Origin of the sequence: Streptomyces liliifuscus, assembly GCF_016598615.1 — a bacterium.
In the GTDB taxonomy this organism is placed as follows: domain Bacteria; phylum Actinomycetota; class Actinomycetes; order Streptomycetales; family Streptomycetaceae; genus Streptomyces; species Streptomyces liliifuscus.
The window spans coordinates 215946-228889 of sequence record NZ_CP066832.1 but is presented as its reverse complement, the minus strand read 5'-3'; the positions used below and the strand labels follow the sequence as shown (position 1 = coordinate 228889).

The window sequence follows — 12944 nt, the reverse complement described above, 5'->3', positions numbered from 1 at the left end:
AGACAAGGAAATCCACGATGGGCAACGACCCCAACTTCACCTTTCTGAAGACCTTCTTCAGCGCCCGGATCGAGCGGCTGCGCAACGTCCGCGACGACCGAGGCTCCGTCTCCATCGAGACGATGATGATCGTCGCGGGCCTCGTCGTCGTCGCCGCGATCGCCGCCGCTGTCATCCTCACCAAGGTCAACGAGAAGGCCAACGAGATCAAGTGATCCGCCTTCGCCGGACTCTGCGCCGTTGGTCCCGCGCGCTCGCCGAGCGCGACGTGCGGGACCGCGGAGCCGTGTCCCTGGAAATGCTCATCGTCTTCCCTGTCGTGCTGCTGATCATCCTGCTGGTCGTCCACGTCGGCCTGTGGTGGCACGCACGCAATGTGGCGATGTCCGCCGCACAGCTGGGAGTTGAGTCCGCCCGAGTACGAGGAGCGTCCGCAGGGACCGGCACCGCCGAGGCCCGGGAATTCCTCTCCAGGGCCGGCAGCAGCATCTCCGGCACGTCCGTCAGCGGGAGCAAGGGAGCCACGGTGACCATCCGCGTAACCGGCTACGTCGACACCATGATCCCCGGCCTGAAACTCAAGATCGACCAGCACGCCGACGCGGCCGCCGAGCGCATCACGGAGGCACGGTGACCATCGCCGAACGACTCCGCGACGACCGCGGCGCGCTGTCGCTGGAAGCGGTCATCCTCTTCCCCGTCCTCATTCTGGTGTTGCTGCTGGTCATCGCGTTCGGCCGGATCGGATCCGCCGACAACGCCGTCGACACCGCGGCCCGCAACGCAGCGCGCGCAGCCTCGCTGGAACGCACCGGCGGTGCCGCCAGCTCCGCCGGCTCGGCAATGGCGCGCAGCGTGCTCAGCCAGCAGGGACTGCAGTGCACGTCCACCTCGATATCCGTCTCCACCGGCGGGTTCGCCGCGCCGATCGGTGAGCCCGCCACGACCACCGCCACCGTGACCTGCGTGGTGAACCTCTCGGATATCGGATTGCCCGGACTGCCCGGATCCAAGACTCTGACCAGCAGCTTTACCTCGTCAATCGACTCCTACCGCCAGCGCGGCTGACAGGACCACCGCATGCCACCCGCCCGCTTCGCCCTCACCCACCGGATCCGTCGTGCCCTGCGCAACGACCGGGGTGCGATGAGCGTGTTCGCCCTCGTGACCATCGTGGCGCTCTTCGCCGTGGCCGCGCTCGTCTACGACGGCGCCGGCAGGCTGCGAGCGCTCACCCACGCCGAAGGCGTCGCGCACGAGGCAGCCCGAGCCGGCGGCCAGGCCGTCGATGCGGGCAAGGCGATCGCCGGCGAGGGCATCACCGTCGACCGCAACGCGGCCGTCGCCGCGGCACGGACCTACCTCAGCCACGCGGGGGTCAGCGGCACGGTGAGGGTGAGCGAGGACGGCGGGTCCCTCGAGGTGACCGTGACCGAGTCGTACCGCGCCGTATTCCTCAGGGGAGCCAGCGGGTCCGTCACCGGCCACGGCAGCGCCGACCTCGTCTACAAGGGGTGACGATCATGAGAAACCGCAGTGCCGCCGCCACCCTGGTCCGTGCGCTCTTCGCCCTGGTGACCCTAGTCGTGCTCCTGGCGGGCGTGCCCGCCGTCCTGCTCGGCATCGGGGTCCTGCCCGACCACGTCCCCGGCTTCGACGAGATCACCACCGCGCTCACCAGCCCCGACTCCGGCCAGCTGTTCCTGGGCGCCATCACCCTCATCGGCTGGTACGGCTGGCTGAGCTTCGTGGTCTCGGTCGTCCTGGAGACGGGCGCCGCGCTGCGCAACGTCCGGGCCCCCCGGATCCGCCTGCTGGGCGGATCCCAGCAGCTCGCCGGCGCCCTCGTCGGCGGCATCCTCGTCCTGCTGCCGACCAGCACCGCGATGGCCAGCCCCGCCAGCGCAGCCCCCGCCACCGTGGCCACGGCCAGTGTGACCGCCGACGCCCACTCCGCGACGGCCACTGCAGCCAAAGCGGCGTCCTCTACTTCTGCGGCCTGGGACGGCCCCGTCCACCACGTCCAGGACGGCGACACCCTCTGGGACATCGCGGAAAAGCGCCTGGGCGCCGGCATCGAGTGGCACCGGATCATCGACGCCAACGAAGGCGTACGCCAGGCGGACGGCTCCCTCGTCACCGCCGACACCACCGTCCTGCAACCCGGCTGGACCCTGCGCCTGCCCGCCGACGCCTCCCCCGACCCGGCAGCCGACCAGGACGGAGCCCGGGCACAGACCGCCGGCTCCAAAGCCGCAGCCCAGACCCACACCGTCCGCGCGGGCGAGACACTGTCCGGCATCGCCGAGGACGAGCTCGGCGACGCCGACGCCTACCCCCGGATCGTCGAGGCGAACAAGGGCGTCAAGCAGGACGACGGGCGCGCTCTCGACGACCCCGACGAGATCTATCCCGGCTGGAAGCTGCAGATCCCCACCGCAGCCGGCAGCGACCGGAGCGACTCGAAGCCGGACGAGGCGCAGCCGCCACAGGAACAACCCGCCGACCAGGACAAGGCCGAGGAGCGGCCCGGCGCCGAGCAGACGCAGCCACCCGCCCAGGACGATTCGGGCCCGGGCGCTGACAAGGGGGAGAAGAGCGACCAGGCCCCCGGCGGCCAGGGCGCGGACAAGGACCAGCAGGACGGCGGGCAGCCGACCGCCCGCCCCGACACCCCGAGCGAGCCGCCGGCCGCGCAGAGCCCGGCGCCCGACCGCGAGCGGGAGCAGCACGGCACGCCCACCCAGGCGCCCGAGGCGCACGACACGGCGGAGGCCGCCGACAGCGCCGACACGAGCGTGCGGACGATCGCCGCGGCGGGGAGCATCCTGGCCGCGGCCGTCCTCGCGGTCGTCGCGACCCGACGGGCGCACCAGCAGCGCCGACGGCGCCCCAAGCGGCGCATCCCGATGCCCTCCGGTGCGACCGCCGACTTCGAGAAGCAGCTGCGCGTGGCGTCCGACATCACCGGCACCGCGCTCGCCGACCGCGCCCTGCGTACCCTGGCCGCGAACTGCCGCCAGAACGGCCGGCCTCTTCCCGAGGTCGAGGCGATGCGCATCACCGCGCGCGGCATCGAGCTCCACCTGGCCGCCGTCACCCCGCCCGTCGCGCCGTTCACCGAGCATGAGGACAACCCGACGGTGTGGGTGTGCCCCGCCCGCGGCGCGGCCCTCCTCAACGAAGACGAGGCCGCCGACATCACGGTGCCCTACCCCGCCCTGGTCAGTCTCGGCGAGACCGAGGACGGCGACGCGGTCCTGGTCAACCTGGAGGCCATCGGCCTGCTGCGTCTGGCCGGCAGCCCGGCCGACGTTCGCGCGGTCATGCTCGCCCTCGCCGTCGAACTCGCCTCCTCCCAGCTGGCGCCCGACAGCCAGGTCCTCCTCGCCGGCGCCGGAAGCGACCTGCACCACCTCTACCCCGACCAGATCGAGCACCACGCTGATCTCGGCCCCGCCACCAGCGACCTCCAGGCGCACGACGCCTTCCAGCGCCAGGCCCTGACCGACGGCGGCCACGACCACCTGCGGGCCGCCCGGCTGGTCGAGGACGGCGGCGACACCTGGATCCCCCGCATCCTCATCGCCACCGCCCCGCCCACCGGCGCGGCGGCCGCCGAGCTCGAGGACCTCCTCGCCTCCCGGCCCCGCACCTCGGTCGCGGTCGTAACCGCCGCAGGCGGCGAACTCGACCTGCCCGGCGCCTGGACCCTGCCCGCCCAGCCCGGCACCCTCGTCGAACTGCCCGACCTGGACCTCGCGGTCAAGCTCCAGCACCTGGACGCCGACTCCTACGACCGGCTCGTCCAACTGATCGCCACCTCCAGCCGCACCGACGACGTCCCCCCGCCGGCGTGGACCGGTCACACCGGCCCGGCCGATACCAACGGTCCCCGCCCCGCCTTCACCGTCGGCGAGGACTCCGCGCTCGCTCCGGAGACCTCTGCCGTTCCCGCGGTGACCGCGGTCGCCGCCCAGGGCAGCGGCCTGGCGACCGCTGTGCCGAGCTTCACCGGCTTCTCCGCCGCCGGGACGCCCGACGACGCCCTGACCGGCAGCGGCGACGACTGGCAGGAGGACGGCAGCGCCCTCTCCCCCGCGGTCGCGGGCTCCCCCGCCCTCGACGAGCCGGCCGACGACACCGACAGCAACTCCGCTGGCGAGCCCACCGGCTGGGAGACGCCCGAGCCCGCTGAGGAAGACGGCCCCGAGGAGGCGTCCGCGCTGGGTGCCGAGGTGTGGGACACCGCCGAGCCGAAGCAGGACTTCGAAAAGGTCCTCGACGAAGTGCTCGGCGAGCGCGATGACGACTCGCCGCTTCAGCCCGACGAAGAAGAGGTCGGGGCCGGTCTGTCCGCCGACACGCTCGGCGACGGCCCGGACGAGGAGGAGACGCAGGAAGGGGACTCGGCCATGACCGGCGACCAGGACGAGGACGAGTCCGGCCTGACCGCGGCCGCGCTCGGCGAGACCACGGCATCCGCGACAGCGGCCGAAGCGCGGATCATCCCCCGTCCCAGCGCCGCGACCTCCACCGTGCTGGCCGCGCTGGCCACCCCGCCGGCCGAGCCCGAAGACCCCCAGGTCCAGGTCCTCGGCCCGGTGACACTGGCCGGCGCGCAGGGCCGGGTGGGCAGCAACCGGCGCAACCACCTTCTGGAGATCGCTGCCTGGCTCGTGCTGCACCCGGGCCTGGGCCGCCAGGACCTCGACAACGCGATCTGGCCCGGGCTGCGCAAGACCTCCAGCACCCGCAACACCGCGATGTCGCGGCTGCGTTCCTGGCTCGGCCCCAACCCTCACGTCCCCGCCGACGACCCCCGCAGCGCCTATCTTCCCGCGGTCACCGACGGCATCTACCGGCTCGGCCCCGCCGTCACCTCCGACTGGGACCGCTTCAAAGAGCTGTACCAGCAGGGCATGCACCACGACGGGCAGGACGCCGACGTCGCCCTCGCCCACGCCCTGGCTCTCGTGCGCGGCCGGCCCTTCGCGGACATCGACCCCTCCAAGTACGCCTGGGCGGAGGCCGACATCCAGGAGATGATCAGCGCGATCGTCGACGTCGCCCACGAGCTCGCCGAACGCCGCCGCCAGGTCCGCGACTACCGGGCGGCAGCCCAAGCTGTCACCAAGGGCATGCTCGTGGACTCCCAGAGCGAGTTGCTCTACCGGGACCTCTTCACGATCTGCCACGAGATGGGCGACCGCGAGGGCCTGGAGCGCGCCGCCGCCCAACTGGCCCGGATCAACGCCGAGGAGGGCGTCGACTCCTCGCCCGAGACCCGTGGCCTGCTGCGCACGCTCCTCAAGGGCGAGAGGAACAAGCCCACTTTGGGGTCTGCGGCCTCATGACCACGACCCGCTCGAAATTCACCGACCTCCGGTGTCACACCGCACCGCTCGATCACACCTGTAGAGAGCGAGGGGCCTCTTCGGCCGACCATCCGACGAAGGAGACCGCGCACATGAGCCGCCGTCGGCAGCACGCCGCCGTCCCGCCCGCCGGGCCCGCCATCCCCGCGGCACGTACCAGGGAAGGGGGCCGCCGATGACCACCTTCCAGTGGGCGCTGTCCGCGGGTCTTGCCGTGGCCGGGATCGGGACCGCGACAACCGTCGCCCTGCTGCTGGGCAGCCGCCGCAGGGCCGCGGAGCAGAACGCCACCACCGAGGAGCGCGCCGCCCTCGCCCTCCAACGCCGCAACGCCTGGCAGCGTCGCCTCGCCGTGATAGCGCTCGGTATCGGCTGTCTGATGATGTTCGTGCTCGCGGGCATCGCCGCCTGGCTCTCCTTCGGGGCGCAGCGCGAGTACGCCCACGCGCACAACGGCGGCGACTGGGACGCGGCGACCGGCTTCGCGCTGCTCCTGGACGCCGGCGCCCTCAGCCTCTCCCTCATCCGCTTCTTCGAGGCCCTGACGCTGCGGTCCTCAGCGATCACGCGGATCCTTCTGCTCGCCTTCGTGTCGGCCTCGGCGGCGATGAACCTGCTCCACGCCCCCGGGTCGGGAGCCGGCAGCGCGTTCCTCGCGGTGGTCCCGCCGCTGGTGTACGCGATCCTGCTCGAGATGCTGCTGTACAAGATCGAGCAGGTCATCATGGGCCGGCAGAAGCGCCGCAAGGCCGACAGCGAGCGGGCCTACAGCCTGCTGCTGTGGCTGCCCTGGCCGATCGGCGCGCCGGTCAAGATGTGGAAGGCGTGGCGGACCGAGCTCCTGGCGACCGTCGACAACGTCCGCGTGATCGGCTCCCAGCGCCCCCGTCCGTCCGCCGCCGCGGCCGAGGTGACCGTGGAGCGTGCCGACTCGGCCGCCGTCGTGGACACCCCAGCGGTCGGCGCGGCGCCGGCCAATGCGCTGCCCGCCCCGACCCCGCAGACCGCCGCCGGGAGAGCCGAAGAGCCTTCGGGGACCGCGGTGACCCCACCCGCTGTCTCGGCATCCCCGCCGGCCATCACGCCGCAGGAAGAGGAGGCGGCCACGGAGGAGGCCCTGGTGCCGGCTGCGGTGGTCGCGCCACCCCCTGCGGCCGTTCCCGAGCCGGAAGCAGAGCAGGACCCCGAACCTGAGGAGGAGCCTGCCGAGCCCACCGAGACAGGCTCTTCCGCCGATGCATCCGACGAGGAGGAGCCGCTGCCCGGCGGCGAGGACGCCCCCGGCGATGAGGAGAGGGAAGAGCAGGAGCCCGAGGGCGAGGAGCCCGACCCTGAGCACGACACCCCGCCGCACGACGAGGAAGACGAAGAGACTCGGGAGCGGCTGAGCATCGACATCGACCTTTCGGTGCTGCCGAAGAACCTCACCCAGCGGCAGCGGGCCGAGCGGATCTACGTCGCCCACCAGGCCGCCGGCGTGGCCCTGTCGCAGGCCGACCTGGGCAAGTGGGCCGGGTACAAGAACCCGAACTCCGGCGGCAACGAATACCGCCGGCTGGAGAAGGAGCACGGCCCCATCGTCGTCCGCGAGGGTGCCACCCACGTCGACCTGAACTGGTCCCACCAACCGGTAGCCGCCTGAACGTCCAGCTCCCCCAACTCCCCGGCCGGCATGGCCCCGAGCCGGGGAGAATGCCGTGTCGGACCATGCGGGTAGCCTCAGGGCGACACCACACCGGGTACAGAAGGGGGGCGGCCGGTGAGCAGCCGCTGGCACCGGGCGATCGCCGAGCTGAGCGCCCAGGGCGACGCGGCCCGGGCCGCCGCCCAGCGCGTGCAGGACGTTCCCAGCGGGCAGCGCACGACCGCCGCCGCGATCTCCAACGTGGCCGAGACCGACTATCTGCGCAGCGCGAGCACACTGCTGCGCGCGCACCTCACCGACCGGCGTCCGCCCCGGCGGCTGCCGGTCGCCCGCGTCTGGCCGTGCCTGCGCGATGTGTGGAAGGACCAGGTGTTGGACCGGCGCGGCGGGGTGTGGCGGGCCATCCCCCGGAACGCCGCCCTCGTACAGATGCGCAGCGCCCCGTCCGACCCTCTCCTGGCCGCCGTCATCGACCAGGCCGAGGCACTGAAGGCCAGCCTCCGCGGCGAGCGGCAGGTGAACCGGCTGTACGAGTCGTACATCCCTGACCGGACGGGCAGCCCGGACGCGAGTCTGCTCGTCGGTGGGCGCACGGCGCCCACACTGCCCGGGTTTCCCGACCCGGGGCATCCCCTCAACCGTGCCTTTCCCCGCGGCGGGGCCACGGGTACGCGGATCCAGCCCGGCCGGGAGGCCGAGTTCAACCAGCTGAGCAGCGACCGGTCAGCCGTGCACGCCAGGGCCCTCGCCTTCGGCGACGCGGTTCTCGCTCTCCTCGTCGCGCACCGGGCGGACGGCGTAGCGCCGGAGTCGGGACGACTGCGCGGTGCCAGCCGCTGGGTGGGACGCGAGCAGCAGCTGGTGCCGGACCGGGCGAAGTGGCCGGCCAAGCTCAACGGCTACCAGGGCGCGACACTGGCCGGACTCGGCTGGCTGGTGCTCGCGTGCACCGGACTCCCGCTCACCTTCGGGCAGCGCGCCGACCTGCTGTCCCACTACACGCTGCTGTTCCTGGCGGCCGGCCTCATCGCCTGCACCGGGACAGCCCTGATCTACCGGCACGGACCGAAGCTGATCACCCCGCCGGGACCCCTGGCACTGTTCCCCGGGATCGTCGCGGCGGTGATCGCCTTCACAGTGTGGCAGGGCCAAGGTCCCGTCGCCGATTACTACTTCGCCGGCCCGTACGACCGCTACGACCGGCAGTACGCGAACGGATGCCTCGCCGCCAGCCCCTACCGGCACGATGCCGTCCAGGCCATGGTCGACGACGGCGTGCTGACCGTCACGCCGGTGACCGGCGGGACGACGCTGCGCCTGGGGCCGGCCGAGGACGGCAGCACGCACCCGCTGAGCCCGCTCGACCGGGTGACCCGGGCGGTGCTCGACGAGTACGGGTGCTGACCCGGCCCGTGCGATCCGCCATCAGGACGTGGTGAGCCTTTTGAAGGCGGAGGCGGCGCCGGCGGCGCCGGGACCGTAGCGGGCGCGTGCCCGGTCGAGGGCGGCTTCCAGCCGTTGGAGCTTTTCGTCGCGGTCGTCGAGGGTGAGCTGGTGGGTGGCGTGGGCGGCCGGGCGGAGCCGTTCGGCGCGCAGGGCGATCCCTCGGACGCGGGCACGCTGGAGACCAAGATCGGCCACGAGCTGGCGGGCGGTTCCTGCCAGGGCGGGGGTATGCGCGGTGGCCTCGGCGAGCGTGCGCGTGCGCACAGTGTGGGTGTGGTCGGCGTACGTCACGGTGAGCGTGAGGGCCTGGGCGATCTCGGAGGCCTTGCGCAGGCGCTCGCCGAGGTCCTCGGCCAGGGCCAGGGCGGTGCGCTGGTGCTGGTCGGTGTCGAGTTCATCCAGGTCGAAGCGGTGGCTCGCGCTCAGGGAGCGGGGAGCGGCGGCGGGGACGACGGGGCGTTCGTCAATGCCGCGGGCGAAGTCCTGGATCTGGCGGGCGGCGGATCCGAGGATCCGTTGCAGGGTTGCGGGCGTGGTGTCGGCGACGTCGCCGGCGGTGGTGATGCCGTAGCGGGCGAGCGTCTTGGCCGTCTTGGGCCCGACTCCGGGAAGCGCGGGGGCCGGCTGGGGGCGGAGGAACGCGGCGATCTCGTAGGGGGTGTCGCCGACGATGGTTGCGGCGCCGGGCGGAGTGAGGGCAGCCGCCATGGCGGCGATCGACCGCGTGGGCCCGGCCCCTGCCGAGCTCTGCACGCCGTGGAGTGCGAGAAGGCGCAGGCGGATCACCGCGACCAGGCCTTCGACGTCGCGGTCCCAGAATCGCAAGGAGCCGGTGACGTCCATGTAGGCGGACCAGTCGGCGGGCAGAGGTTCGATGGTCGGGCTGATGCCGCCCAGCACGTCCAACAGCTGTGCGAACAGCTCCTCGCTGCGCTGCTGCGCATGGAAGTGGATCCGGACGATGGCGCGGGGGCGGTAAACCGGCGGTGTGCTGCTCAACCCGCGCTCCCTTGGCTCCGGTGGCCCAGGCGGGTGAGGTCGGCGGAACGGGTGCCGGCGGGCTGGAGATCCGCGTAGGGGTGGAGCCGCGCCCCGGCGGTTCCGTCGGGGATCGTGCGTGCTGGTGTCGGCTGGGCGGGTGTGGGTGCGGGGGTCTGGCCGAGGATGTCGAGGACGGCCTGGGGCCCGTGGGTGGCGCGGGTGGTGGCGAGGGAGTCGAGGTCCCAGGCCATCTCGCCGACCACGGTGCGGCGGGGACCGCGGGCTTCGACGGTGCCGCGGACGAGGAGCAGTCCGTTGTGAAAGATGGTGTGGGCGCACTGCTCGTGGGAGTCCTCGAAGAAAGCGAGATCGACCAGGCCGGAGCCGTCTTCGAGGGTGACGAAGATGATCCTTTTCCCGGACGCGATGGGTGGGGTCTGGGTGGAGGCCCGTACGCCGGCGACGAGGACTTTCTGTCCCGGGTGCATGGCTTTGAGGTGGGCGGCGTCGGTGGCGCCGATCTCGCGCAGGAGGCGGTGGTGGTCCTCCATGAGGTGGCGCGAGACGTCGATCTTGAGTACGCCGAGCTCGGCCTCCAGTTTCTCGCGGGCGGTCATCTCTCTCAGCCCGGCCGGCCCGGCGGTCACCAGGGTGGTGTCAAGCGGGAGTTGGCCGGTGCCGGGGCGGGTGCGGGTCTGGCGGTGCAGCTCGGTCGCCTGCAGCAGCAGGTCCCGCCGTGACGCCTCTCCCTTGAACTGGTCGAGTGCGCCGATCCTGATCAGGCGTTCGACGGTCGGCAGCTTCGGCCGGGCGCGGGCCCAGAAGTCCTGGAGCGAGGTGTAGGGCTGTGCTGCGGCGATCCTGACGACCTCCTCTTCGCTGATGCCGTGTACCGAGGACAGGGAGATCCGCACGCCCCAGCTGTCCGGCGTCTCCTCGACCGTGTACGCGGGCTTGGAGTGGTTGATGTCGACGGGGAGGACGGGGACGTTGTGGCGGCGGGCGTCGGCGACGATGACGCGCAGCGGCCACATGCCGGGGTCGTGCTCCAGCAAGCCGGCGTAGAGGGCGGCGGGGTGGTGGGCTTTGAGCCACGCGGACTGAAGGGCTGGGACGGCGAACGCGACGGCGTGGGCGCGGCAGAATCCGTATGCTCCGAACGACGAGACGATCTCCCAGACTTCGTCGAGAACGCTGTGCGTGTAGCCACGGGCGCCGGCCAGTTTCCGGAACCACGACTCGATCTTCGGCAGGCGCTCTTCGTCGCCGAGGGCGCGGCGGGCGACCTCGGCGAGGGCTCTGTCGCAGCCGGTCATGACGGCGAAGATGTCGATGATCTGTTCATGCCAGATCGTCACTCCGTAGGTATCGGCGAGGACCGGCTCGAGGTCGGGGTGGGGGTAGGTGGGTTCGGCGCCGTGGCGGGCGGCGATGTAAAGGGCGGGCATGCCGCCGGCGACCGGTCCCGGACGGAAGAGGGAGATGTCGGCGATGACGTCCTGGGGGCCGCGGGGCTGCAGGCGGCCGACCAGGTCCTGCTGGCCGGGCGACTCGAGCTGGAACATGCCGACGGTGTCGCTGGCCTGGATGAGCGCGAAGGCGAACCGGTCGTCGAGGGGGGCGTGGTCGGGGTTGTCGAGGTCGATCTGCCGGCCGGTCGTGCGGCGGATCTCCTTCACCGCGTGGGCCATCGCGGACTGCATCCGCACCCCCAGGACGTCGAGCTTGAGCAGGCCGAGGTCCTCGACGTCTTCCTTGTCGGCCTGGACCATCGGGTACTCGCCACCGGGCGTGGGCTGCACGGGCAGGCGGTTCAGCAGGGTGGAGTTGGAGAGGATGACGCCGCAGGGATGCATGGCGATCCCGCGCGGCAGCTTGTCCAGGCCCTCGGCGAGCTCCCACAGCGGGCCGAAGTTCTCGGCTTCCGCGGCCAGGCCGCGCAATTCCGGGAGTTCTGCGAGTGCTCCGCGGATGTCGGCGGCGCGGATGTGGGGGAAGGACTTCGCGATCCGGTCGACGGTGGCCGGCGGCAGGCCGAGTGCGAGGCCGGTATCACGCAAGGCGTGGCGGGCGCGGTAGGTCTCGGGCATGCCGGTGACTGCGACGCGTTCTGTGCCGAAGCGGGCGATGATCCGGTCGTAGACCTCCAGTCGGCGCGCGGATTCGACGTCGATGTCGATGTCCGGGAGCGAAGCTCGCCGCTCACTCAGGAAACGCTCAAAAAGAAGAGAGTGCGACAAAGGGTTTGCGGTCGCCACAAAAAGCGCGTGGTTGACCATCGAGCCGGCACCGGAGCCGCGCGCGGCGACCCGGATGCCCATCGCGCGGACGTCGGCGACGACCTGGGCGACGGCGAGGAAGTAGGCCTCGTAGCCGAGCCGTCCGATGATGCCGAGCTCGTAGTGCAGCTGGTCCATTGCGCGCCGGTCGAGGTCGAGGCCGCGAGCGACCATCCCGGCCTCGCACCGCTGCCGCAGCAGTCGCATCGCGCCGCCCGGCACCGGCTCCGCACCCACCACTTCGGGCTCGGGAAAATGCGGGGTGCCCAGCCCGAGGTCCCGTACGGCGTCCAGGGTGCAGGCGTCGGCGACGGTAAGCGTGTCGGCGATGAGGCGCTCCGACCGCCGGCCGTCGGCACCGGCTGCCGCCGCGACCCGCTGTGCGATCGCCGTCATGTCGCCGGCGGGCTTGAGCCAGCGCTCGCCGCAGTCCAGCCGTCGCCGGTCCACAGGGCGTAGCAGCCGCGCGGCGTCCAGCACGTCCGCGATCCGGTGCTGGCCCGCGTCGGCGTAGCGGACGGCGTTGGTCAGGACGGCCGGGATGGCGAGGCGGTCGGCAAGCATGAGGGTGTGCGCGGCAAGGCGTACGGAGCCGGGTCCGGTCCCAGGCAGGCCCCAGCACACGACCTCCAACCGCAGACCTTCGCCCGCGGCCTGCCGCCACGGCTCCAGGAGCTGTTCGGCGATGTCCGCACGGCCTGCAGAGAGGGCGCGCAGCGGTTCGGAGGCAGGGCCGAGCATCACCACCAGGCCGCTGCCCGCGTACTGGCGCAGGTGCTCCCACGACGCCGCCGGCGGAGCGCCGGCGGCAAACGCGGCGGCGTGAGTGGCGGACACCAGCCGGCACAGCCGCGCCCACCCGTCGGGGTCCTGGGCCAGGAAGGTCGCCCGGAACGGTGCTTCGGCTACGTGCGCGCCGCCCCGCACCGGAGTGCGGCGGCGGGCGGCCGGAGCGGCGGGAGTGCAGGCGGCGACCCCGAGGTCCACACCGAACAGCGGGCGGATCCCCTCGGCCGCGGCGGCCTTCGCGAAACGGACGGTCCCGGTGACCATGTCCCGGTCGGTCAACGCCAGCGTCCCGATGCCGCGCTCGGCGGCCCGGGTGGCGAGATCGCTTGGATGTGAGGCGCCGTAGCGGGCCGAAAACCCGCTCGCCACATGCAGGTGAGGAAGCCCTCCGCGCATGCCACCCTCCGCCCGAATACCCCCAAACCG

General features: G+C 72.3%; 9 protein-coding genes. 7 read left to right on the top strand and 2 right to left on the bottom strand.

Going from position 1 to position 12944, the window contains the following annotated elements; genetic code table 11:
- Positions 1-17: 17 nt before the first annotated feature.
- The 7 genes from JEQ17_RS49270 to JEQ17_RS49235 all read left to right on the top strand — a co-directional run bounded on the left by JEQ17_RS49270 (position 18) and on the right by JEQ17_RS49235 (position 8427).
- Positions 18-215 (top strand): hypothetical protein, encoded by a 198-nt coding sequence (locus tag JEQ17_RS49270; protein WP_024126721.1) that lies wholly within the window; start codon positions 18-20, stop codon positions 213-215.
- On the top strand, positions 212-634 hold the full coding sequence (locus JEQ17_RS49265) for a TadE/TadG family type IV pilus assembly protein (protein WP_024126722.1): 423 nt from the start codon (positions 212-214) through the stop codon (positions 632-634). The genes JEQ17_RS49270 and JEQ17_RS49265 overlap by 4 nt, the downstream gene beginning before the upstream one ends.
- The gene (locus tag JEQ17_RS49260; protein ID WP_200402269.1) at positions 631-1068 is read left to right on the top strand and encodes a TadE/TadG family type IV pilus assembly protein; all 438 of its coding nucleotides are present in this window, start codon (positions 631-633) and stop codon (positions 1066-1068) included. The genes JEQ17_RS49265 and JEQ17_RS49260 overlap by 4 nt, the downstream gene beginning before the upstream one ends.
- A gap of 12 nt (positions 1069-1080) precedes the next feature.
- On the top strand, positions 1081-1518 hold the full coding sequence (locus tag JEQ17_RS49255) for a hypothetical protein (RefSeq protein ID WP_234048900.1): 438 nt from the start codon (positions 1081-1083) through the stop codon (positions 1516-1518).
- Between the two features lie 5 nt (positions 1519-1523).
- Entirely contained in the window at positions 1524-5357 is a 3834-nt protein-coding gene (locus tag JEQ17_RS49250) for a LysM peptidoglycan-binding domain-containing protein (RefSeq protein ID WP_234048899.1), read from the top strand.
- 196 nt (positions 5358-5553) lie between these two features.
- Entirely contained in the window at positions 5554-7020 is a 1467-nt protein-coding gene (locus JEQ17_RS49245; protein WP_200402268.1) for a DUF2637 domain-containing protein, read from the top strand.
- Positions 7021-7137: 117 nt separating this feature from the next.
- Entirely contained in the window at positions 7138-8427 is a 1290-nt protein-coding gene (locus JEQ17_RS49235; RefSeq protein ID WP_234048898.1) for a hypothetical protein, read from the top strand.
- Between the two features lie 21 nt (positions 8428-8448).
- On the opposite strand, the gene JEQ17_RS49230 is transcribed toward JEQ17_RS49235, so the two are convergent.
- Entirely contained in the window at positions 8449-9468 is a 1020-nt protein-coding gene (locus JEQ17_RS49230; protein ID WP_200402266.1) for a DNA polymerase Y family protein, read from the bottom strand.
- Positions 9465-12914 (bottom strand): DNA polymerase III subunit alpha, encoded by a 3450-nt coding sequence (locus tag JEQ17_RS49225; protein WP_200402265.1) that lies wholly within the window; start codon positions 12912-12914, stop codon positions 9465-9467. Before JEQ17_RS49225 ends, JEQ17_RS49230 begins: the two co-directional genes overlap by 4 nt.
- Positions 12915-12944: the final 30 nt, after the last annotated feature.

Bases quoted from the DNA above. Each gene is read 5' to 3' on its own strand.
- JEQ17_RS49270 (WP_024126721.1), top strand. From the start codon at position 18: ATGGGCAACGACCCCAACTTCACCTTTCTGAAGACCTTCTTCAGCGCC.
- JEQ17_RS49255 (WP_234048900.1), top strand. From the start codon at position 1,081: ATGCCACCCGCCCGCTTCGCCCTCACCCACCGGATCCGTCGTGCCCTG.
- JEQ17_RS49250 (WP_234048899.1), top strand. From the start codon at position 1,524: ATGAGAAACCGCAGTGCCGCCGCCACCCTGGTCCGTGCGCTCTTCGCC.
- JEQ17_RS49245 (WP_200402268.1), top strand. From the start codon at position 5,554: ATGACCACCTTCCAGTGGGCGCTGTCCGCGGGTCTTGCCGTGGCCGGG.
- JEQ17_RS49225 (WP_200402265.1), bottom strand. From the start codon at position 12,914: ATGCGCGGAGGGCTTCCTCACCTGCATGTGGCGAGCGGGTTTTCGGCC.